The sequence below is a fragment of the Cystobacter fuscus genome (assembly GCF_002305875.1).
Lineage (GTDB): Bacteria > Myxococcota > Myxococcia > Myxococcales > Myxococcaceae > Cystobacter > Cystobacter fuscus_A.
Window position 1 is genome coordinate 7,416,291 of sequence record NZ_CP022098.1, and the last position, 22,636, is coordinate 7,438,926.

The following is a 22,636-nucleotide window of genomic DNA, read 5'->3' on the forward strand; positions in this document are numbered from 1 at the left end:
TGCGGGTCAGTAGTACTGCTGGCCAAAGCGATACGTGATGACGCTCGAGGCCTTGCCATTGGAAGCGGCGGGGATCGAGCAGGTGAGCGCGAAGTGCGCGAACGTGTAGTTCATGTGCACCTTCGGGAAGTCCAGGTAGAGGCGCTGATAGGCTCCGCTGCTCCCCGTCGTGCAGACGTTGGCGCCGGTGGCGACGTTGCCCGCGGGAGTGCGAGCGAAGAGCTGGCAACAGACGTCCTCGGTGGGGTGCTGATCGACGACGAAGGCCTGCCCGATCAGGTGGTTGGTGAAGGAGCCGTTCTCCTGGACGCGCCGGGTCGGGCACAGCACCGTGGCCGGAGTCGCCGCCGGGTTCGTGACGTGCGCCGCCGAGGTGTACGCGACCGTCGCCGTACCGGTGGCCTTGCAGGCCGCGCCGGGATAGCTCGCGTAGAACGAGAAGTCGCCAGCGACGTCGGTGAAGCCCGTGAGCGTCTGCTTCAAGGTATCGCGGCAGACCGGGCAGAACTGATTGGTGTTGCCCCTCATCCGGCAGTCGTGGACGGGCCGGTAGATGCCCTTCCCATAGGTCGCGCACCCCTCGAACTCGCCCACCGTCTCGTCCGGATCCATGGTCACCGCGTCCCACGTCGTGGGCAGCGCGACGTCCGGAGTCAGGAAGTCGGACCAGGCCACCTCCGTCCGGCTCAGGCTCGTGGAGCAGTTCTTGGCGTTGACGGGACCCTTCGGGTAGGGGGTCGTCTTGTAGGCATTCGCGATGTACTCGTCGTAGAGGTTGGACACCATGTGCCCCATCTCGTGCGCGAGCACGTACCAGCTGGCTCCGATGGGCACGGTGAGCCGGCCCCCTCCCCCACAGCCTCCCGACTCTCCCGTGAGCACGTTGAGGACGCGGACCTCCAGATCCCGCTTGGGCACGAGCTCGTCCAGGATGGCCTTGAGCGTGGCCGAGGTGTTGGCGGTCCCCTCCACCCAGCACCGGCCCCAGCAGGCCGTGTAGACGAAGTCCAGGGCGGTATCGTGGGTGTAGCAGGCCGGGCTCGAGGACGTGTTGCACGTCGTGTCCACCACGTCGTCCTCCGTCTCGCGCGTGCCACAGCCCTCGCTGTAGCGGCGGATGGAGACACCCGACTGCGCGGACGTCACGTCGACCCGGTAGATGTTGAAGGCCGATTGGTTCTCCCGGAAGTACTCGTCCTGGGTGAAGACTCCGCCGAGGACCTTGTCCTGGACGTATTGGTGGTAGTCGTCCATGTCGTTGGCGGTGAAGCCATCGCCGATGATCACCAACACCTTCTTCTCGGCGTCGGGACCGTTATCGAGAATCTTGGTGGCCGTCTGCGCGTGGGCCGGACTCGTGAGGCCCAACAGCGCGAGTCCTCCAAGCAAGAGAAGGGGTTTCATGGGTCCTGTCATGGCCATGAGGGGTGCTCCTTTCTTCGTGTGGGAAGGGAATGAAGTGCGAACCCGGCCGCGAGGAGCGCGGCCTTCGCGAGGGAGTGATTGCAGCCGCGATGCCAGCCCGGCTTCACCCCGGATCCCGGGCACTTGCGCCGCATGCCACGTGTCGGCGGAGGGCCGGACGGGGCCCTGGCACAGTCCGCCGCGCACTTGAGGCACGCGAGGGCACGTGCCACTGTGCCAGCGGAGAACCCCCCCTCCTCCCCCATGCCGACTCCCGAACAGGAAGAGCGGACACTCGAGCCGACACTCGCGCCGGAGCCCACCACCTCTCCCACCCCTTCCGGGCCCACGCCTCCGGAAGCGGAGTTCCCCGTGCCCCACTGGGAGCGCTACGAGTTCCTCGAGCGCCTGGGCAGCGGAGGCATGGGCGAGGTCTACAAGGCGAGGGATCGGCGCCTGGGCCGGATCGTGGCGCTCAAGTTCATCCGCGGGGCGGATCCCGACAAGGTGATGCGCTTCCTCCAAGAAGCCCGCGCGCAGGCACGCATCGACCATCCCCACGTCTGCAAGGTGTACGAGGTCGGCGAAGTGGGCACGAAAGCCTATATCGCCATGCAACTCATTGGCGGAGAGGGGCTCGACCGGGCGGCCCGGGGCATGAGCCTGCCCGAGAAGGTGCAGGTGATGCGGGAGGTCGCCGCCGCCGTCCACGAGGCGCACCGGCTCGGCGTCATCCACCGCGACCTCAAGCCCTCCAACATCATGGTCGAGCGCGGGGAGGATGGGCGCCAGGTGCCGGTGGTGATGGACTTCGGCCTGGCGTACGACATCGGCCAGGGGCACGACCTCACCCAGACGGGGGCGCTGATGGGCACGCCCTCGTACATGGCGCCCGAGCAGGCCCGCGGCGACGTGCGCGGCATCGATCGCCGCTCCGACGTCTACAGCCTGGGCGCGACGCTCTACGAGTTGCTCGCCGGGGTGGCGCCGTTCACCAGCGACTCGCTCCTGGGCACGCTGAACAAGGTGCTCCACGAGGAGCCCCCCTCCCCCCGCGCGCACGTCCCCCATCTCCCGGGCGACCTGGAAACGCTCGTCCTCAAGTGTCTGAGCAAGGAGCCGGACCAGCGCTATGACTCGGCCCGCGCCCTGGCCGAGGATCTCGGACGCTACATGGATGGCGAGCCCATCCTCGGACGGCGCCCGAGCCTGCTCCACCGGCTGCGACGGCGTGCGCGCAAGCACCGCGCCCTGGTGGCTGTCTCGGCGGTGTCCCTGGCGAGCATCCTCGTCCTCGCCGCGTTCGGCACGCGCGCGTGGCTGGAGGCGCGCACCACCCGCCAACGCTCCGAGCAGCGCGCACGACTGGCCGGACAGCTCGGGCAGCAGGTGAAGGAGATCGAATGGTTCCTGCGCGCGGCCCACACGCTGCCCCTGCACGACACCAGCCGGGAGCAACAGCTCGTCCGCGAGCGCATGGCGCGGCTCGCCTCCCAGCCACATGAGCTGGGCGGCCACGGCGAGGGTCTGGTGCACTACGCCCTGGGCCGCGGCTACCTGGCCATGCACGAGCTGGAGCGCGCCCACGAGCAACTGGAGCAGGCCCGGGCGCGGGGCATCGACTCGCCCGAGCTGCACTACGCGCGCGGCCGTGTGCTCGGCGAGCTGTACCACCAGGCCCTGGAGGACGCGCGGCGCAGCGGCGGCAAGGAGTGGGTGGCCACGCGGCAGCGCCTCCTGGAGAAGCAGTACCTGGAACCAGCACTCCAGTCGCTCGAGCGCAGCCGGGGCCTCGACCTGGAGTCGCCCCGCTACCTCGAGGGCCTCATCGCCTTCTACCGCCGGGAGTACGACACGGCGGCACGGCTCGCGGTCCAGGCCGCCGAGGAGACGCCCTGGGTGTACGAGGCCTGGAAGCTCGCCGGAGACGTGGCCTACACCCGCGCCCTGGAGCACCTGGAGCGGGGCGACTACGATCCGGCACGCGCGGGGCTCCAGGAGGCGGACCGGTTGTACACACGGGCCCTCGAGTCCGGGCGGAGCGATGCGCGCAACCACGAGGCCCTCGCGGAGGCGTGGCTACAGCAATCGGTGCTCGACTCGCGGCAGGGGAACTCACGCAAGGCCTCGCTGGAGCGCGCGCTGGCCGCGGCGGACCAGGGCCTCCACGCGGCTCCCGGGCGGGCCTCGGGCCATACCAAGAAGGCCCAGGTGCTGATGCAGTGGTACCGGCTGATGAACTTCGAGAAGGGCGGTCTGGATCCCGCGCCGATCCTCACCGAGTGGACCGCCACCGCCGCGCGCGCCGTGGAGTTGGATCCACGTGACGTGTACGCCTACGACATGCTGGGCTACAGCCACTTCATGCGCGCGCTCCGGCTGGCGCGGGAGGGCGCGGCGCCAGACGCCGCCTGGGACGAGGCCATCTCCTGGCTGACCCGGGCGCTGGAGCTGAAGCCCGAGTACCCCTGGGGACACAACGACCTGGCGCAGGTCTACCGCTGGAAGGGCAACCATCAGTGGGAACACGGAGGAGATCCACGCGAGGCGTACGCCCAGGCCGAGCACCACCTGCTCCAGGCGGCGCGAAGCGACCCGGCCTACCTGTTCGCGCACATGAACCTCATCGACGTGTACAGCCAGAGGGCCGAGTACGAGCTGTCACGCGGGCGCGACCCCCAGCAGGACGTGGACAAGGCGCTCCAGGCGGGCGAGCGGGCCCTCTCGCTCGATGGCAACTACGTCCTGGCGCTGAACCAGGTGGCCTTCGCGGAGCTGAAGCTCGCGCGCTACCTCGTCGACAGCGGAGGGGACCCACGCCCGCGGCTGGAGCGGATGTTCCAGCACCTCGAGCGCTCCGCGGCCATCAACCCCCACTTCGGGCAGACGCCCCTCTACCGGGCCATGGGCCACCTGCTGGAAGTGGATCACGCGATGCGGGACGGCCGGGAGCCCACGGCCGCGTTCGACGCGGGGTGGCGGGCCCTGGCGGAGGCGAACCGCCTGGACCCCGGTTGGATCGAGTGCCGGCTCGTGAGTTCGCGGCTGGCCCTGGCGGAAGCGGCGTGGGCGAAGCGGCGGGGACGCCCGGAATCGCCACACCTCCAACGAGCGCTCGAGGAGGCCCGACGCGCCGTGGAGATGTATCCCTATGCCTCGACCCACCAGCAACTGGCTCGGGTCCACTGGCGGATGGCGGAAGCACGGCCCTCGGGCAAGGCGCTCCCCTTCCTCACCGAGGGCCTGGCGCAGGTGGAGCTGGCGCTCCGGCTCGACCCGAACCTGGCGCACGCCCATGCCCTGCGCGGGGCCCTGCTGCTGAACCAGGCGCGGACGATGCGCGAGGCGGAGCGCCTCGACACCCTCCGTCAGGCCCGGGCCGCGCTCGAGCGGGCCCTCGCGCTCAACCCACTGCTGCGGCGGGAGTACGAAGCGCCGCTGCGCGAGACGGAGTCAGGGCTTCGCTAGCTCCTCGGGAGGAATGCCGGTGAAGAGCTTGCCCGCCGTGGAGAAGTCCTTGGACGCGCAGGGCCCCACGCCGTAGGTCTTCAGGTGATGGGGATCCTGCCCGGCCCAGGCCTCCGCGTCCGGGCGGCGCCGGTTCTCCGGGTTGAAGCACACCGCTCCCTGTGGGCTCCAGAGCGCCTCGATGCGCTCGACCGGTTCGCCCTCGCCCGAGGCGTACTGGTCCCACTTCTCGATCATCGTGCCCTTCTTCGTGTAGCTCTTGAAGTCACGATGGCCAACGAAGTAGGCGGCGCGCTTGGCTTGCAGACAGGAGCGGTAGACGTAGTCGCGGGTCTCGTCGCGCACCCCCGTGCTGGAGTCCCAGGGCGTGAAGCCCCAGGCCAGACAGGTGACGAGCGAGCCCTGCTCGCAGCCCATGCTGGTCACCTGGGAGTCGAGCTTGACACTGGCGTTCACGCCACTGACGCGCTGTCCCTGGAGGAAGGAAACGACGGCCCCCCCCACATCCGCCTCGCAGTGCCGGATCCAGGCGCCGTCCGCCCGGGCATTCCGGTATTCGAGCGTGTAGCGATGCACCCTGTCCGTCGTCGTGTCCGGCTTCGGCGGCTGGTGAGCGGAGAACCTCAGCTCATAGGCCATGAGCGGGCTCCCGCTCCCCGTGGACAGGACATCGAGGCCGAGGATCAGCGCCTCCAGGCCGTCGCCCTTCGCGATGGACTCCTTCGCCTCCCCCTGGACCCGGTACTTGATGGAGAGCTCGGTCCGGTCTCCATGGATGGCGAGCACCTCCACGGGCTTGGAGTCGGCCGCGAGCTTGCCGCGGACCCGTGGCTGGACGAGGCGGCGGGGCTCGTCCAGATACCTCATTTCGAGCACGACGCCCGTCGGCGTGTTGATGAAGGCCTCCGGGCAGAAGAACGGCTCACCCTGGACCTTGAAGCAGTAGTTGCCGCCCTCGGCGGTGTAGATGCCCTTGGCGTTGCCACTGCCCCCGGGATCACAGTTCCCCGTGGGACAATTCTCATCGATCTGCTCCAACAGGGACCGCTGGATGCCGCAGTGGGGCCCACCGGGGCAGGTCATGCCCGGGCCCGGGCCGGGCCCTCCCGGGATGGGCTGCCGAACGCCCCACCAGCACCCGCTGACCACCGTCGCCAGGGCCATGCCGATGAGCCATGACCACCGCCACCCGCCCACCTCGCGGGTCTCCACTCCATGAGTCTTCGTCGCGTCCATGTGTCTTCCCCCTGATGTGGAGACACGGGCCGGCTCCCCCCCCTCCTGCCCACCCGTGCCACCACGAACTCTCGTTGCCCGCCGGCTTAGCCAAAGCCATGCCAGTGCGTCAAAACGCGCGGGAGCGAGGAATCACGGACACATACCGCGCCGACGAGCCGGAAGGCGCACGGATTCGCGAGGGTGACACAACAGGTGGCACGGTTGATGGCACGGCGAGCCGTGCCAGATCCACCCGCCTATAATCCCCGCGCATGGAACAGAACGGGTCGACCCTGAAGCCGAGCGGGATTCTGGGTGACGAGCAGCACGCTTCCGAGGAGCGCGTCCCGGGTCTGCTGCGGCTGTTCGCCGCGGGGACGGCGCTGGCGGTGGCCCTGCCGTTGAAGGACGGGGAGCTGGAGCTGGGACGGGGCTCCCCCGCGCTGGGCGAGGCGCAGGATCCCCGGATGTCCCGCCGCCATGCGCGGATCAAGTTCGACGGACGGCGCTTCTGGGTGACCGATCTGGGCAGCCAGAATGGCACCGTCGTGGATGGGGAGCCCGTGCCCGCCCAATCGCCTCGCGAGGCGCAGCGTGTCATCCGCATGGGGGACTCGCTCTTCGTGCCCTGCGCGCATGTGGGGCCGCTCGAGCGGCGCGGGGTGGTGACGCGGGAGGGCTTCATCCGGGGCCCGGCCATGCAGGGGCTGCTCGAGGAGGTCACCCGCGCGGCCCGGCTCGGCTTCCCGCTGCACATCCACGGCGAGAGCGGCACGGGCAAGGAGGGCGTGGCGCGCGCCTTCCACGAGAGCGGGCCGCGGAGCGCGGGGCCCTTCGTGGCGGTCAACTGCGCGGCCATTCCCCAGGGCATCGCCGAGCGGCTGCTCTTCGGTGCCAGGCGCGGCGCCTACTCGGGGGCGGATGCCGATGCCCCGGGCTACCTCCAGACGGCGGATGGCGGAACGCTCTTCCTCGACGAGGTGGTGGAGCTGGACCTGGCGGTGCAGGCCAAGCTGCTGCGGGCGCTCGAGACCAAGGAGGTCCTCGCCCTGGGAGCGGCGAAGCCGAAGACGGTGGACATCCACATCTGCTCCGCGAGCAACAGGGATCTGCGCGCGCTCGTGGCGGCCGGCAAGCTGCGCGAGGATCTGTACTTCCGCATCGGCCGCCCGGAGGTGACGTTGCCGCCCCTGCGCCAGCGCCCCGAGGAGCTGGCCCTGCTGCTCCAGCGGGAGGTGCGGCAGGTGGCCCCCACGCTGGGGCTGCACCTCTCCTTCGTGGAGGCGTGTCTGCTGCGGCCCTGGCCGGGCAACGTCCGGGAGCTGCTGGTCGAGGCCCGCGGCGCCATCCAGGCGGCGCTCATGCAGGAGGCCCCCCGCGTGGAGGCTCGCCACTTGAGTCCGAAAGCCGGCACCGCGTTCGGCATCGGGGCCGCGGCGCCTCCCTTGTCCTCTCCTCCTCCAGAGCCCCCCGAGCCCACGCGCGAGGCCCCCTCACGTGCCCGGCCGCTCGATGACGACGAGCGGACCCGCATCGAGCAGGCCCTGCGACAACATGGAGGCAACGTGGCCGCCACGGCCCGGGCGCTCGGTATGCACCGCACCCAACTGCGGCGACTGCTCGAGCGCCATGCGATCGCCGCTCTCCCCGACAGTGAGTAGGCCGGAGCACCCCCCCTCTCGCATACGGGAGCAGTGCTTACCTTTCCCCGCATGAGCCTCGTCAAGATCTACACGAAGTCCACCTGCCCCTACTCGAAGCGGGCCAGGCAGCTCCTCGATGCGAAGGGCGTGCTGTACGAGGAGAAGATCATCGACCTCGACCCCTCCCTGAGGGGCGAGATGATCGCCGCCACGAACGGGAAGGCGACCACGCCACAGGTCTTCATCGCGGGCCGGCACATCGGTGGCAGCGACGAATTGCTGGCGCTGGAGAACTCGGGCGAGCTCGACGTGCTGCTCGCGGATTCGAGCGCTCAACCGAGCGCCTGAGTCGTCGGCCGCACCACCAGGTTCAGCGGCCCTCCTCCACGTCCCAGCCCACGTCCGCCGCCCGCGGTACGGCCCTCCTCTGTCCGGGGTGTTGCCGGCCGAGCATCCGGTAGAGCGTGCTCCGCGCCACGCCGAGGCGCCGCGCCGCCTCGCTGAGGTTGCCGTTCGCGGCGGCCATCGCCTCGCGCAGCGCTCGGGCCTCCGCGGCCTTCCTGCCTCCACCCTCGTGAGACCCCGCCGCGCCGGACGTCTCCGCGACATCCTCGGGGAGGTGTTCGGGAGCGAGTGGCTCGCCCTCTCCCGCGAGCGCGAGGGCGTGCGCGAGCGCGGACTTCATCTCCCGCACGTTCCCCGGCCACGCGTGCGCCTCGATGAGCCGCTCGGTCTCGGGGCACAGCGGGGGTGCCTCGCGGCCCTGCTCCCGGGCGATCTTCTCCACGAGCGCGCACGCCAGCTCGGTCTTGTCCGTCCTCCGGCGCAGGGGCGGCAGGGAGAGCACCGCGCCGCGGATGCGATAGTAGAGATCGCGACGGAACTTCCCCGCCTCCACCATCGCGGGCAGGTCGCGGCAGGTGGCGCTGATGAGCCGGAACCGCGACTCGCGCGGCTTCGTCTCGCCCAGCCGGAAGTAGTGGCCATCATCGAGCACCCGGAGCAGGAGCGCCTGCAACGACTCGGGCATCTCGCCGATCTCGTCGAGGAAGAGCGTTCCCCCATCGACCACGCCGAGCTTGCCCTTGCTTCCGGCGGCGAGCGCGCCGGTGAACGCACCCGGTGCGTAACCGAACAGCTCGGCCTCGAGCAGCCCCGCGGGCAGCGCCCCGCAGTTGAGCGCGAGGAAGGGACCGGACGCGTTGCCACTCGCCTCGTGAATGGCGCGCGCGAGCAACTCCTTGCCCGTGCCCGTCTCGGCGAGCAACAGGACCGGGAGCGAGCTGCCCGCGACCCGGGCCGCCCGTTGCTTCGCGTCCCGCAGAACCGGATCGCTTCCCAGGAGCACGTTGAACGAGCCCGGCAGCGGACCCACCGGGCGCGCCTGGGGCACGTCGCGCTCGACGAAGACGGCGAGCGCGAGCGGGCGTCCACGCGCATCGAAGTGTGGCACGGGGTGGAGGCGCATGCCGGAGACACGGCACGACCTGCCGCCCAGGGCCGCATCCAGGAGCGCGTTCCACGACAGCGAGAGCACGTCCTCGACGGCCCGACCCATCACGTGGGCGGGAGGGAGACCGAGCCTCGCCGCCGCATCCACGCTCACCTGCCTGACCACGCCAGGGGCCTCGACCAGGAGCGACGCGGAGCCCGCGAGCCGGGCCTCGAGACTCCGACGACCCCCCGCGAGCATCTCCTCGTAGCCGCGCAACCGGAGCGACTGCTCGGCGGCGTGCGCGGACGCGAGCACGAGCGCCTCGAGCAAGGGATTGGCCTGGGACACGGCTCCGCTCACGTCCAGCACGGCGACGAGCTCACCAAAGGGATCGCGAATCGGCGCCGCGTAGCAGGCGAGGCCGTGGTTGCGCTCCTCGAGGTGAGCGCGCCCGACCACCGCCACCGCCTCGCCCTCCGCGATCGCGGTTCCAATGGCATTCGTGCCGCGCGTGCCCTCCGCCCAGCGCGCGCCCTCCACCAGCCGCGACGTATCCGCCGAGAGCAGGGACGCGCCAACGCCGCCGCGTGCGAGCACCACGACCCCCTCCGCATCGCTGAGGACCGCGCGGAACGCGGAGGCGCTCGTCTCCGTGGCGAGCCGAGACACGAGCTGGACCGCATCCACGCATCGCTCGGTCAGGAACTCACGCCGGGAATGGAGCTCCGCATCGGTGACTCCTTCGGAGTGCGAGGGACCATCCGCCTTCGCTCCCAGCTCCACCGCCCGTGACCACCGGCGCAGGAGGGAGTGCGCGCGCTCCTCCGCACCAATGGCCCCCGACACGAACCGTTCCCAGAGTCGTGGCCCTGGCTCGACCAGTTTGAGCATCCCGGTTCCTCCTCTTGGTTCGCTACCGACGCCCCCAGTCGGACATTCCGGATTCTGTTTCAATCCGTCTGGAGATTGCACCCCCGCCCCGCGCCATTTCATGTGACGTCCCGCGTCATGTCGCGAAACGCTGCAACTGACTCGTCCGATTGACCGCTTCCGCTCCAACCCGCGACACCGGCCGAGAGGAGAGCGGCACGGCACGCACGCTGCACAAGGGAGTCAGGGCGCGCCGCGATTCCGCGGCCCCCTACCCCCGGAGCGCAGATGTCCAGCAAGGTGTACGCCGCCCCCAACACGTCGGGCTCGCCGGTCCAGTTCAAGTCCCGCTACGCCAACTACATCGGGGGCGAGTGGACACCGCCGAAGCGGGGCCAGTACTTCGAGAACGTCACGCCTGTCACCGGCCGTGCGTTCTGTGAGGTTCCCCGCTCGGATGCGAGCGACATCGAGGCCGCGCTCGATGCCGCGCACCGCGCGAAGACGGCCTGGGGGAAGACCTCGCCCACCGAGCGCGCCGTCATCCTCAACAAGATCGCGGACCGCATCGAGCAGAACCTCGAGAAGCTCGCGATCGCGGAGACGTGGGACAACGGCAAGCCCATCCGCGAGACGCTCGCCGCCGACCTGCCGCTGACGGTGGACCACTTCCGCTACTTCGCCGGCTGCATCCGCGCACAGGAAGGCAGCCTGTCGGAGCTGGACGCGGACACGGTCGCCTACCACTTCCACGAGCCGCTCGGCGTGGTGGCGCAGATCATCCCCTGGAACTTCCCGCTGCTCATGGCCGCGTGGAAGCTCGCCCCGGCGCTCGCCGCGGGCAACGCGGTGGTGCTCAAGCCGGCGGAGCAGACGCCCACGTCGATCCTCATGCTCGCGGAGCTCGTGGGCGATCTCCTCCCGCCCGGCGTGCTCAACATCGTGAATGGCTTTGGCGTGGAGGCCGGCAAGCCACTCGCCATGAACAAGCGCGTGGCGAAGGTGGCCTTCACCGGCGAGACCACCACCGGACGGCTCATCATGCAGTACGCGTCCGAGAACCTGATTCCCGTGACACTCGAGCTCGGCGGCAAGTCACCCAACATCTTCTTCGACGACATCTTCGCGAGGAACGATGACTTCGCGGACAAGGCGATGGAGGGCTTCGCCATGTTCGCGCTCAACCAGGGCGAGGTCTGCACCTGCCCCTCGCGCGCGCTCGTCAGCGAGAAGATCTACGCGGAGTTCCTGGATCGGGCGATCGAGCGCACGAAGAAGATCAAGACGGGCAACCCGCTCGACACCGCCACGATGCTCGGCGCCCAGGCATCCAACGATCAGCTCGAGAAGATCCTCTCGTACGTGGACATCGGCAAGCAGGAGGGCGCGAAGCTGCTGCTCGGCGGTGAGCGGTTGCGTCACGGTGGTGACCTGGAGAACGGCTACTACGTCGCGCCCACCATCTTCCAGGGCCACAACCGGATGCGGATCTTCCAGGAGGAGATCTTCGGACCGGTCGTCTCCATCACGTCCTTCAAGGACCTGGACGATGCGCTGAAGATCGCGAACGACACGCTATACGGCCTCGGAGCCGGCGTGTGGACCCGCGACGCGTCGACCGCGTACCGCGTCGGCCGCGAGGTGCAGGCCGGCCGCGTCTGGACCAACTGCTACCACCAGTATCCGGCGCACGCGGCCTTCGGGGGCTACAAGCAGTCCGGCATCGGCCGGGAGAACCACCGGATGATGCTGAGCCACTACCAGCAGACCAAGAACCTGCTCGTCAGCTACTCGCCCAAGGCACTGGGCTTCTTCTAGGCAGTCACCAGCGCATCCACCAGCAGCGATTCATCCATAGACAGACAGGGAGCCAGACATGAACAAGACGATGAAGGCCGCGGTCGTACGTGAGTTCGGCAAGCCGCTGCGGATCGAGGAAGTGGAGATTCCACGTCCCGGGCGCGGCGACATCCTGGTGAAGATCCACGCGTGCGGCGTCTGCCACACGGATCTGCATGCCGCCGAGGGCGACTGGCCGGTCAAGCCGAGTCCGCCGTTCATTCCCGGCCACGAGGGGGTCGGCCACGTGGTGGCGGTCGGCGAGGGCGTCACCCACGTGAAAGAGGGAGACCGGGTGGGCGTTCCCTGGCTGTACTCGGCCTGTGGCTACTGCGAGCACTGTCTGGGGGGTTGGGAGACCCTGTGCGAGCAACAGAAGAACACCGGCTACTCGGTCAACGGCGGCTTCGCCGAGTACGCACTGGCCAATGCCAACTACGTCGGGCACCTGCCAGACAAGGTGAGCTTCGCCGAGATCGCCCCCGTGCTGTGCGCGGGCGTGACCGTCTACAAGGGCCTCAAGGTCACCGATACCCGACCCGGGGACTGGGTGGTGATCTCCGGCATCGGCGGGCTCGGCCACATGGCGGTGCAGTACGCGCGGGCCATGGGTCTGAACGTGGCGGCGGTGGACGTGGACGAGGGCAAGCTGCAACTGGCCAGGAAGCTCGGCGCCACCGTCACCGTCAACTGCCGCGAGAGCGACCCGGCGGCCTACCTCAAGAAGGAGATCGGCGGCGCCCACGGCGTCCTGGTCACCGCCGTGTCGCCGAAGGCCTTCGAGCAGGCGCTCGGCATGGTGCGCCGCGGCGGCACGATCTCGCTCAACGGTCTGCCTCCGGGTGACTTCCCGCTGCCCATCTTCAACGTGGTGCTCAACGGCATCACCGTGCGCGGCTCGATCGTCGGCACCCGCCTGGACCTGCAGGAGTCGCTGGAGTTCGCCGCGCAGGGCAAGGTGAAGGCGACCGTGTCCACCGACAAGCTGGAGAACATCAACGACGTGTTCAAGCGCATGCACGCCGGCAAGATCGAGGGCCGCGTGGTGTTGGACCTGGGCGCATGAGGTAGGGCGAAGGTCCGGCCGTGGGCACGCCTCCGCTCGAGGCGGCCCCCGCGGCGCATGGCGCCCGGGTCCACGCATGCATTACGTTGGACCCAGGCGCCCATGACCGCTCCCCCCCAGCTCTCTTCACGGTTGCGCGAGGACCTGTCGCGGCTCTCCCCGGAGGTCTCCGCCGTGGTGGCGCGGACGCTCCAGGAGAACCTGCGCCCCTGCCTCCTGGTCGAGTCGAAGCGGGTCAGCCAGGCGCCGCTGCACCGCGGAGCACTCGGGAGGATGCTGGGGCTGCGGACGGACGAGCCGAGACTCCCGTTACTCGACAGCAAGCTGGGTGGCACACCGTACACCCTGGGTCCGATGGAGCAGGGACGGTGGTTCCTCGGACAGCTCAACTTCGCCCAACTGCCGCCCTCGGTCCCCGGGCTCCCCCGGCGGGGACTGCTCGCCTTCGACGGTGTTCGCGGCCACTCGGCCTTCGGGCTCTCCTTCACCTCGCGCTGGTACCCACGGCCCACCGAGGAGGAGGCCGCTCCGGCTCGGAACGTGTCGCGACTCGGACGCTTCGAGGCGGCACTCCACTTCCGCGAGAGCTGGTCCCTTCCCTGCTGGGAGGACCTCCAGTCGCTTCTGCCCGATGAGGTCTGGTGGCTCTCCGACGACGTGGATGAGTGGCAGCGGGAGAGCGGCATGTGTGACGCGCGCTGCCACCGGCTCGGAGGCCATCGCTCGTTCGGCCAGGACTCGCTCGGTGTCTTCGAGCCCCCCACGGGGCTGTCGAAAGACTTCCGGGAGTACGAGCAGTTGTTCCGACTCAACTTCGACAACGCGGCCGACTTCTCCTGGGGGAGCAATCAGGTCTATCTGCTCGTCCACCGTGACGATCTGGCGGCACAGCGCTTCGATCGGCTCGCGTTCGCCGTGGCGAACGACTGACGACGATTCGCGCTGCTCATCGGCCGGGTCCGCGCATACGAATACTCCTTGCGTCGCCAAGACCCCCCCGGCCAGTCTTGCGCCCTCTGAATACGCAGCGCTGCTCCCTCGAGTCGCCACGTGAATCCCGAATCCCGTCCTCCTCCAGCCACAACTCCCTGGCTCGTCCGACGAAAGCCCTCCGCCTCCCCCAGGCTCCGCCTCTTCTGCTTCCCCTATGCTGGCGCCGGCAGCCTCCCGTACTACAAGTGGCCGGATCTGCTCCCCAGCGACATCGAGGTGTGCGCCCTCCAATACCCTGGCCGGGAGAGCCGCCTCCGGGAACCCCTCTTCACCGCCCTGCCGCAGCTCACGGCGAAGCTCATCGAGGTGCTCTCCCCCTTTCTCGACGGCGAGTACGCCTTCTTTGGCCACAGCCTCGGCTCACTCGTCGCGTTCGATCTGATCCGTGAGCTCCGCCGGCAAGGGCGGCCTCTTCCGCGGCTCTTCTTCGCCTCGGGCTCCGCGGCCCCCTCCTACCGGAGCCAACTCCCACCCTTCAGCCATTTCGGACGGGACGACTTCATCCGCGAGCTCTCCACCCGCTATGGCGGCCTGCCCCTCCAGATTCTGGAGCAGCCCGAGCTGCTCGAGCTCATCCTCCCCACCCTCCGTGCCGACGTGAAGGTGTCCGAGAGCTACGTCCACCGCGAAGAGCCTCCCCTCTCCGTGCGGATCTGCGCCTTCGGTGGCTCGGGTGACCCCCACGTCACCGAAGCCTCGCTCGCCGCCTGGGGCCAGGAGACCCAGCACTCCTTCACGATGCAGATGTTTTCAGGCGGGCACTTCTTCATCAACGAAGTGCCCGATCAGGTTCTGCAGATCATCCGCGACGAACTCACCACCCGCTCCCATCCCCGCCCCATGACCAAGACCCAGTTGCTCGCCGACCTGACCCGCTACGTCGCCGAAGAGATCCTCGAGGGTGCCGCAGAAGACCTGGAGCCCTCCACTCCCCTGCTCGAGCTCGGCATCCTGAACTCCCTGGAGACCACCCGGATGATGGCCTTCATCCAGAAGCAATACGGCATCACCGTGCCCGCCGATGCGATTCGCGTCGAAGACCTCCAGACCCTCTCCGCGATCACGGACCTGGTGTACGGCATCCATACCCGGAAGCCGTAACACCACCCGCCCTCGGCTGGCGCTCGGCGCCAGCTCGAGGACACGGGGGGTCGAGCCGTCCTGCCGTTCTCGCAGGCCCCGGTTCAGCGACCGCGGCGCAGCATGTTCTGGACCTCGTCGTCGTCCAGGCCGTCCACGTCCGCCAGGAGCGCATCCAACTCCCGATCCTCGACGGGGGCCTCCCTCACGGGGGCGGCCTTCTCTTCCTTCATGCCGAGGACTTCGTCCATCAGGTAGTCCACCAACCCGTTGACGGTGGGATTGTCGAAGGCGACGGTCGCGGGCAACGAGGCCCCCAGGCTCCGCTGCAAGAGGTTGCGGAGCTCCACGGACATCAGCGAGTCCATCCCGAGGTCGAAGAAGCCCTGACCCGGATCGAGCGCTTCGGAAGATGGCCGTCCCAGCACGCCGTTCACGAGCTCACCCACATGCGCACGGAGAGTGGCTCGCCGCTTGTTGGCGGGCAGGGGCTCGAGCTTCTGCCGGATTCCCTCGCCCACGGCGGGGCTCGCCTTCTGGATGAAGCCCTCGAACAGCGGAGAACTTCCCCGCTTCCCGATCACCGCCCAGTCCACCGGGAGGATGCCGAGCTGCCCCCCCAGTCCCAGGGACTGCTCGAAGACCTGCAGCCCGTCCCCGACGGGAATCACCCCGAAGCCAAGCTGCTCCATCCGCCGCTGGATCTGCTCGTCCGCGGCCGCGCCGACCTCGGCCCAGGCGCCCCAGTTGAGGCTCAGGCCGGGCAGTCCCGCCGCGCGGCGGTGGTGCGCCAACCCATCCAGGAACGCATTGGCGGCCACGTAGCTGGCCTGTCCGGCCGAGCCAATCAGCGAAGCCGCCGACGAGAAGAGCACGAAGAAGTCGAGCTCCACGCCCTGGAGAGCGCGGTGGAGGTTCCACCCACCGAAGACCTTGGAGGCGAACACCCGGGCGAACCGCTCCGGGGTCAACTGCATCAAGAGCCCATCGTCGATGACACCCGCGGAATGCACCACGCCCCGGATCGGCGGCAGCCGTCCGGAGAGCCCCGCCAGGGCGCGCTCGAGCTCGGATGCGACGGACACGTCGCAGGAGAGGCTCTGGACGTTCACGCCTCGCTCCGCCAGCACCGCCAGCCGGGCGCGAGCCTCTGTCCCCGGCTCGCGCCGCCCGAGCAGCACGAGGTGGCGAGCACCCCGCTCGGCCAATCGCTCCGCCGCGGCCAGCCCCAGTCCGCTGAGCCCTCCCGTGACGAGATAGCTCGCGTCCGGGCGCAGCGAAGGCCCGGCCTCACCGCTCGAGAGCTGGAGCTTGCGACCGCGAACCAGGCGGGGCACCAGGCGGGTCTTCCCCCGCAGTGCGACTTCGTCCTCGGCGCTCCCACCGAGGAGCTCATCCCGCAGCTGCTCGGCGAGCTGCTCGAACTCCTGTGCGGAGGAACCGGGAGCCAGATCCACACGCCGACAGTGGAGCTCTGGATGCTCGCGCATGATCGCCTTGCCGAGCCCCCACAGGGCCGCACCGCCCAGGCTGGAGATCCGCTCCCCCTCGACGGTCGCCTGAGCCCCTCGCGTCACCAGCCAGAGTGAAGTCTCCGCGCCCTTCGGGGCCCGCACGAGCCCCTGGGCGAGCTCCAGCACGCGCGTGCTGTGAAGGAAGGACTCCTCCGGCACACCGGGCCCTGTCCCAGCTCCATCGAGGCTCCACAGATCCACGACATGCACCGGGCCTCGCGCCGGATCCGCGCGCAGGGCCAGGAGCGCCTCGGCACGCTCGCGATCGACGCCCTGGCCTCGCTCACCCGCCTTCGCCGTCACCACGTGCCAGCCGCGAGCCTGGAGGCTCTCGGCGAGGCGACCGCCCACGCCCGCCTCATCGGCGAGGATGAGGCACTGAGGCACCGCTCCCGCGACCGGACCGGAAGCACCCAGCGGCCGGGCCTGCCACTCCAGCTCATAGAGCCAGCTCTGCAGACGTTTGCTCTTCGCGCCGAAGAGGCCCTCGCGGGTGACACGCCGGAGCTGCAGCCGCTCCACGGTCGCCACGAGCTCCCCTTCGGAAGTCATCAGCGAGATGTCACACGTATAGCCAGGGCCCTTCGGATCCTCGCTCCGCTTGATCCGGGCATGGGCCCACACCTCCCGTGTGCCCGTCACGTGCACGCGAACCTTCCCGACTCCCACGGGAAGGTAGGCGGCATCTCCCTCCCCTTCGAGGACGGCTCCCACCATCTGGAAGCACGCATCCAGGAGGGCGGGTTGGAGAGCGTACCGCTCGACATCCACCAGCGCGGCGCCGGACAAGCCAAGCCGGCCGAGGACCTCGCCCTCGCCCCTCCAGAGGCCCTGGATCGCACGGAAGCTGGGGCCATAGGCGAGCCCCGCCCGGCCCAGCTTCTCGTAATAGCCGTCCACGGGCACTTCGTGAGCGATCACGGTCCGCAGGCGCTGGAGATCGACGCGTTCGTCCGACGCGGACACCGCCGCCGCGGAGAGCTTTCCATGAGCGTGCAGGATCCAGGCGGGCTCGACCTCACCACCGCGAGCCTCCTCCTGGCTGAAGATCTCGAACCTCCCCGCGCGGTCCCCTTCGGGCGTGTAGAGCAGATGCACGCGGCGCTCGCCCTCGTCCGGGAGGAAGAGGGCCTGCGAGAAGGCGAACTCGTCGACGGTGGCCCCAGAGGCCCCGAAGAGCGCGGCCCCCGCGGCGAGCCCCATCTCCACATAGGCGGCCCCCGGCATGACGACCTGTCCGTAGACACCGTGATCCCGGAGGAAGGCCGGCTTCGAGGCCCCCAGGGAGGACTCGAACTGCCGCACCTGGGACGGTGACTCCTGGCGGCGACCCAGGAGCGGGTGGACGCGCTCGCTCCGCGTGGAGCCCTGGGCCTTCACCTCCTGACGGTCCCAGGTCGCGCCGGTGAGCTCCATCCAGTGCTCCCGCCGCTGGAAGGGATAGCTGGGGAGCACGACCTTGCGCCGATCACGCCCCGCCTCCAGGCCCTGCCACTTCACCGGAGCCCCCGCCACGTACAGGGCCCCGAGGCTCTCCAGCATCTGCTGCCAGTCGGAGCGCTCGGGCCGCAGGCTCGCCAGCCAGAGCTTGTCACCCTCCGTGATGCAGGACTGCCCCATCGTGACGAGCGTCGGCTTCGGGCCGACTTCCAGGAACACCCGCACGCCCGCCCGGTTCAGGGTCTCCATCCCCCGGGCGAACGACACGTGCTGGCGGAGGTGATCCACCCAGTACCGGGGATTCACGATCTCCGCTCCGGCCTCCTGTCCGCTCAGGTTCGAGATCAGCGGGATCGCCGGCTGCTGGAGACGCACCTTCTCCACGGCCCGGGAGAACTCGTCGAGGATGGGATCCATCAGGGACGAGTGGAACGCATGGGAGACCTGGAGCGGCGTGCCCCGCCGTCCCCTCCTGCTCAGCTCGCCGAGGCAGTCGCTCACCGCCCCCTGGCGGCCCGAGATCACCACGCTGCGCGGTCCATTGAGCGCCGCGATGGAGAGCTGTCCCGCATACCGCGGCAACAACTCCTCCACCTCCGCCGGCTCCGCGGCCACGGAGGCCATCGCGCCCCCGGTGGGCAGGGACTGCATCAGCCGCGCGCGCGTGGCGATGAGCTCGAGCCCCTCCTCCAGGGTGAACACGCCGGCCACGCACGCCGCCACGAACTCCCCAACGGAGTGCCCCATCACGAAGTCCGGGACAATCCCCCACTGCATCCACAGCCGGGCCAGGGAGTACTCGAGCGCGAACAGCGCCGGCTGGGTGTAGCCCGTCTCGTTCAGCCGCGCACGCGCGCTGTCGCCGCGCTCCGGCGGATACAGCAGCGAGATGAGCGACTGTCCCATCAGCGGGCGCAGCACCTCGTCACAGCGAAGAAGGGTCTGGCGGAAGGAGGGCTCGGTCCGGAAGAGCTCCTCGCCCATCCCCAGCCCCTGCGCGCCCTGCCCCGTGAACAGGAAGGCCGTCCGCGGCGGCCCCTCGGCCCTTCCCCGCGGCACCGACGGAGGGCTCTGTCCCTCCAGGACCGCCTTGAGCTGGTCGCGCACCGCGTCCCGCGAGGCCCCGAGGACCGCGAGGCGATGTCGGAAGTGGACTCGCCCGGTATTGGCGGTGAAGCAGATGTCCTCGAGCGACTCCGAGGCGAGCTCGGGCCCGCCGAGCGCCTGCTCGTAGCGCTGGACGAGCGCTCCCAGCGCCTCCGGGTTCCTGGCCGACAACGCCAGGACGTGAAGTGGCCGCGGGAGCTCCTCCGGGACCCGGGGCGACTCCGGAGGTGCTTCCTCGATGAGGACGTGGGCGTTGACACCGCTGAGCCCAAAGCCGCTGATCCCCGCGACCCGGGGCCTCGCTCCCGTCTTCCACGGCGTCAGCCGCGTGGGAATGGAGAGCCGGAGCCGTGCCCAGTCGACGGTCGGATTGGGGTTGCGCAGGTGCAGGTGCGGCGGCAGCTCACCATTGCGCATCGACAGCACGACCTTGATCATGCCCGCCGCGCCCGCGGCGGACTCGAGATGCCCGAGGTTCGTCTTCACCGAGCCGACGAGCAGCGGCTCCTCCGGACGGCGTCCCTGCCCCAGCGCCGCGTCGAGGGCGCGAAGCTCGATGGGGTCTCCCAGGGGAGTCCCCGTCCCGTGCGCCTCCACGTAGTGCACGTCGGACGGCGCCAGGCCCGCGGACTCCAGCGCCTTGCGCAGCAGCTTCTCCTGCGCGGGCCCGTTGGGCACCGTCAGGCCTCCGCTCAACCCATCGTGGTTCACGGCCGAGCCGCGGATGACGGCGAGGATGCGGTCCTTGTCCCGCTGCGCATCCGAGAGCCGCTTGAGCACCAGGACGCCGCACCCCTCGCCGCGGCCGTAGCCGTTGGCGGACGCGTCGAAGGTCTTCGAGCGCCCATCCGGCGCCAGCGCCCGCATCTTGGACAGGACGATGTTGCTGTCCGGGCGGATGATCACGTTCACGCCGCCGGCGAGCGCCAGCGAGCACTCCCCCTGGCGCAGGGCCTGGCACGCGAGGTGGGCCGACACGAGCGCCGAGGAGCACGCCGTCGCGACGACCATGGAGGGGCCTTGCAGGCCCAGGACATAGGAGACGCGTCCCGCCGAGAAGCTCAGCTCGTTGCCGGTCCCCATGTACGGCAGATCCCGGGTCTGGACCGCGTTGAAGGGAACGCGCCCGTAGTCACTGCTCAGAAAGCCCACGTACACGCCGGTGTCGCTTCCGGCGAGCGAGCTGGGGGCAATCCCGGCGTCCTCCAGGGCCTCCCAGGCGACCTCGAGCATCAAGCGCTGCTGGGGATCGACGTAGTTCGCCTCGCGCGGCGAGAGCCCGAAGAACTCGGAGTCGAAGGCGGCGATGGGCTGCGAGAGGAAACCGCCCTCGCGCACGCTCATCTTCCAGTCGGCGTCGGGATCCCGCGCGTAGTACGCATCCGCGTCCCAGCGGTCCGCGGGGACCTTGCCCACCGCATCGACCCCGGCGCGCAGCAGCTGCCAGTACGACCGCGGATCGTCGGCACCGCCGGGGAACCGGCAGCCCATGCCGATGATGGCGATCGGCTCCGAGCGCGCTCGCTCCAGTCCGTCGACACGCGCGCGGAGCGTCTTGATCGCCAGGGCCGCCCGCTGCAAGGGCGTCATTTCGTCCAGCGAGGGGGGAGTCTGACCGTTGGACATCTTTTCTCCACTGGTAGGGTGAAACCACGGCCCACGCGGGCCCCTGGCTCACCGTGGGCACGGTGCCGGGACGAGACCCGTCCACGGTGCCGAGCTGTGCGGCCGTCTTGTCGATACACCATGCCCGGGCCATCGAGGCCACGGCGGGCTCAGTGCGCCCTGGCACCCGTCAGGTTGGCGCGCCTGGCCCGCGGCATGTCCTCGCGGCTCGGGGCCCTCACCACACCAGGGCGAGGGAACTCCGTTGGCTCGCGGCACGAGTGACGCGAATCAAGTCGTGGAAGTGATGATGATTTTCTCCGGAGGCTTGGCGGCTTCGCCAGGAGTGCCTTCGCTCGCTGGCGGCGCCGGCGGAGCTGCCGCCGTGCTCGGCTTGGGAGGCTCCGGCACGACGGCGGGCGGCGTGGCGCCCGTGCTCTTCGCGTAGAGCACCTCCTTGGCCTTGTCCATGATCTCCCCAAAGGACATCACGCGCATGTAGGAGCGGGGCTTGTGCGCCCCCATGTGAGCCCCCATGCGCGCCGCGGGAGCAGGACCGGAGGCGGAAGCGGGGGGACTCCGCCGCGACTCGTCCTGGATCGCCGCGTCGATGTGCTCCAGCTCATTGATCTGGGCATCGAGCAGATGCGAGACGCCCTTGAGGAAGTCCTTCTTCGCGCGGAAGAGATGCTGGACGAACCCTCTGCCGCCTGGGACGACGACCTCGGCGAAATCAGCGAGCTGTGCCCCATCCTCGGGAGCAGCCCGAAACATCCCTCTCGAATAACCCTTGTTCTGCGAGGACATCAACCACCTCTCTCTTTCCGGAAATTCACGATGAGTCTATCACCTTCCATACGAGCCCCTACCGTGGGCAGGAGCGCCATCATTCTGGGAAGCAGGATGTTGCGCCGGACGGCCCCCACCCGGACGACGAGCTCTTCCTCGCGCCGGGAGATGTCGATGTCGTCCTTGGTCGTGAAGGGGAGCTTGAGCTCCAGCCGGTACGCATCCACCGCTTCCTTGCTGAACCCGAGGGGGGCCTGCGAGACCATGGGCTGCACCGGATCCTCCCCCGCGTAGAGCTGCTCCATGAATGCCTCGAGCGGGACCTCGCCCACCACCTCGCTGGAGTGGAGTGTGGCCTTCACCACCTGAAGCGGAGCGAAGACACTCTGGAGCTTCTCGACGTGAGGCTGCTGCGTGCTCTCCCCTCCTGGCGCGAGGCGATTGATGAAGACGCAGTCGGTGGTAATGCCATGGAGGCTGAAGTAGGTATACGCCCGCTGGGTCTCCTGAACTGATACCTTCCCGGCGGTGGCCACCAGCCGCAGGGTCGTCACGGCCGGGTCGCGCAGCAGCTCGTCCACTGCCGCCAGCCTGTCTTGCGCCTCCTGGAGCGCCCCTGGCTCACGGCAACTCCTGGCTGTCAGTAGCCCACTTCGAGCCTTGCGCGCCGGAGATGACTGCCTCCGGGCATACCAACCCAGGGCCGACGCACTGCTGACCAGGCGCAGCGCCTCCGTCGTGGACGGACAGTCCACGATGAGCAGCTCGTACCGCTGCTCCCGGAGGAGCTCGCTCAGCCGCAGGAGGGTGACGAGCTCTTCCAGGCCGGGAGTGATCGCCACTTCCTCCGCGCTCACGTTCTCCAGCCCCTCGCCCAGGAGCGCGGCCAGGGAGCCGCGGCCGTGACTCCAGCCGCGCCGCAGCTCTTCCTGGACATCGAGCTCCTGGATGTCCAGGTGCTCGTTGATGCGGACCGGCTGTCCCCTGGTGGCTGGGAACAGCGGCTCCTCGAGGCCAAACGTGCGGCCCAGGCTCTGGGAGAGGCCAAACGAGACAATCCCCGTGCGAACGCCCCGGCGCGAAGCCGCCAGGCCGGTCGCGGCCGCCACGACCGTCTTCCCGGCGCCACCACCTCCCGTGACAAGAATGAGCCTGGCCACTTCAG

The 22,636-nt window shown here is 69.4% G+C and carries 13 protein-coding genes; 7 read left to right on the top strand and 6 right to left on the bottom strand.

Annotated elements, in window-relative coordinates; all coding sequences use genetic code 11:
- Positions 1–6: 6 nt before the first annotated feature.
- The gene (locus CYFUS_RS30000; RefSeq protein ID WP_198316165.1) at positions 7–1,404 is read right to left on the bottom strand and encodes a M64 family metallopeptidase; all 1,398 of its coding nucleotides are present in this window, start codon (positions 1,402–1,404) and stop codon (positions 7–9) included.
- A 264-nt stretch (positions 1,405–1,668) separates the two neighbouring features.
- On the opposite strand from CYFUS_RS30000, the gene CYFUS_RS30005 reads away from it, so the two are divergent.
- Positions 1,669–4,872 (top strand): serine/threonine-protein kinase, encoded by a 3,204-nt coding sequence (locus CYFUS_RS30005; protein ID WP_157758752.1) that lies wholly within the window; start codon positions 1,669–1,671, stop codon positions 4,870–4,872.
- On the opposite strand, the gene CYFUS_RS30010 is transcribed toward CYFUS_RS30005, so the two are convergent.
- The gene (locus tag CYFUS_RS30010) at positions 4,858–6,108 is read right to left on the bottom strand and encodes an ADYC domain-containing protein (protein ID WP_095988347.1); all 1,251 of its coding nucleotides are present in this window, start codon (positions 6,106–6,108) and stop codon (positions 4,858–4,860) included. The genes CYFUS_RS30005 and CYFUS_RS30010 overlap by 15 nt on opposite strands.
- A 254-nt stretch (positions 6,109–6,362) precedes the next feature.
- Between CYFUS_RS30010 and CYFUS_RS30015 the strand changes: the two genes are divergently transcribed.
- Positions 6,363–7,751, top strand: coding sequence for a sigma 54-interacting transcriptional regulator (locus CYFUS_RS30015; RefSeq protein WP_095988348.1), 1,389 nt, complete (start codon positions 6,363–6,365; stop codon positions 7,749–7,751).
- A gap of 51 nt (positions 7,752–7,802) precedes the next feature.
- Positions 7,803–8,081: a glutaredoxin 3 gene (gene grxC / locus CYFUS_RS30020; RefSeq protein WP_095988349.1), complete on the top strand. Its 279-nt coding sequence runs from the start codon at positions 7,803–7,805 to the stop codon at positions 8,079–8,081.
- Positions 8,082–8,103: 22 nt separating this feature from the next.
- Here the strand turns inward: grxC and CYFUS_RS30025 are convergent, their stop codons facing one another.
- Positions 8,104–10,059, bottom strand: coding sequence for a sigma-54-dependent Fis family transcriptional regulator (locus CYFUS_RS30025; RefSeq protein WP_198316167.1), 1,956 nt, complete (start codon positions 10,057–10,059; stop codon positions 8,104–8,106).
- A 267-nt stretch (positions 10,060–10,326) separates the two neighbouring features.
- Here CYFUS_RS30025 and CYFUS_RS30030 point away from each other — a divergent pair, with 267 nt between their 5' ends.
- The 4 genes from CYFUS_RS30030 (at position 10,327) to CYFUS_RS30045 (ending at position 15,037) form a co-directional block, all read left to right on the top strand.
- Positions 10,327–11,856: an aldehyde dehydrogenase family protein gene (locus CYFUS_RS30030; protein WP_095988351.1), complete on the top strand. Its 1,530-nt coding sequence runs from the start codon at positions 10,327–10,329 to the stop codon at positions 11,854–11,856.
- 58 nt (positions 11,857–11,914) lie between these two features.
- Positions 11,915–12,943 (top strand): alcohol dehydrogenase AdhP, encoded by a 1,029-nt coding sequence (gene adhP / locus CYFUS_RS30035; RefSeq protein WP_095988352.1) that lies wholly within the window; start codon positions 11,915–11,917, stop codon positions 12,941–12,943.
- 102 nt (positions 12,944–13,045) lie between these two features.
- Positions 13,046–13,873 carry a DUF1963 domain-containing protein gene (locus CYFUS_RS30040; protein ID WP_157758753.1) on the top strand — a complete coding sequence of 276 codons (828 nt, stop codon included), beginning with the start codon at positions 13,046–13,048 and terminating at the stop codon, positions 13,871–13,873.
- Between the two features lie 120 nt (positions 13,874–13,993).
- The gene (locus CYFUS_RS30045; protein WP_095988354.1) at positions 13,994–15,037 is read left to right on the top strand and encodes a thioesterase domain-containing protein; all 1,044 of its coding nucleotides are present in this window, start codon (positions 13,994–13,996) and stop codon (positions 15,035–15,037) included.
- Positions 15,038–15,120: 83 nt separating this feature from the next.
- Here the strand turns inward: CYFUS_RS30045 and CYFUS_RS30050 are convergent, their stop codons facing one another.
- The 3 genes from CYFUS_RS30050 to CYFUS_RS30060 form a co-directional block, all read right to left on the bottom strand.
- Positions 15,121–20,703, bottom strand: coding sequence for a type I polyketide synthase (locus CYFUS_RS30050; RefSeq protein WP_095988355.1), 5,583 nt, complete (start codon positions 20,701–20,703; stop codon positions 15,121–15,123).
- 270 nt (positions 20,704–20,973) lie between these two features.
- Positions 20,974–21,489, bottom strand: coding sequence for a hypothetical protein (locus tag CYFUS_RS30055; protein ID WP_095988356.1), 516 nt, complete (start codon positions 21,487–21,489; stop codon positions 20,974–20,976).
- On the bottom strand, positions 21,489–22,631 hold the full coding sequence (locus CYFUS_RS30060) for an ArsA family ATPase (RefSeq protein ID WP_095988357.1): 1,143 nt from the start codon (positions 22,629–22,631) through the stop codon (positions 21,489–21,491). Before CYFUS_RS30060 ends, CYFUS_RS30055 begins: the two co-directional genes overlap by 1 nt.
- Positions 22,632–22,636: the final 5 nt, after the last annotated feature.

Bases quoted from the DNA above. Each gene is read 5' to 3' on its own strand.
- CYFUS_RS30000 (WP_198316165.1), bottom strand. From the start codon at position 1,404: ATGAAACCCCTTCTCTTGCTTGGAGGACTCGCGCTGTTGGGCCTCACG.
- CYFUS_RS30005 (WP_157758752.1), top strand. From the start codon at position 1,669: ATGCCGACTCCCGAACAGGAAGAGCGGACACTCGAGCCGACACTCGCG.
- CYFUS_RS30010 (WP_095988347.1), bottom strand. From the start codon at position 6,108: ATGGACGCGACGAAGACTCATGGAGTGGAGACCCGCGAGGTGGGCGGG.
- CYFUS_RS30015 (WP_095988348.1), top strand. From the start codon at position 6,363: ATGGAACAGAACGGGTCGACCCTGAAGCCGAGCGGGATTCTGGGTGAC.
- grxC (WP_095988349.1), top strand. From the start codon at position 7,803: ATGAGCCTCGTCAAGATCTACACGAAGTCCACCTGCCCCTACTCGAAG.
- CYFUS_RS30025 (WP_198316167.1), bottom strand. From the start codon at position 10,059: ATGCTCAAACTGGTCGAGCCAGGGCCACGACTCTGGGAACGGTTCGTG.
- CYFUS_RS30030 (WP_095988351.1), top strand. From the start codon at position 10,327: ATGTCCAGCAAGGTGTACGCCGCCCCCAACACGTCGGGCTCGCCGGTC.
- adhP (WP_095988352.1), top strand. From the start codon at position 11,915: ATGAACAAGACGATGAAGGCCGCGGTCGTACGTGAGTTCGGCAAGCCG.
- CYFUS_RS30040 (WP_157758753.1), top strand. From the start codon at position 13,046: ATGACCGCTCCCCCCCAGCTCTCTTCACGGTTGCGCGAGGACCTGTCG.
- CYFUS_RS30050 (WP_095988355.1), bottom strand. From the start codon at position 20,703: ATGTCCAACGGTCAGACTCCCCCCTCGCTGGACGAAATGACGCCCTTG.
- CYFUS_RS30055 (WP_095988356.1), bottom strand. From the start codon at position 21,489: ATGTCCTCGCAGAACAAGGGTTATTCGAGAGGGATGTTTCGGGCTGCT.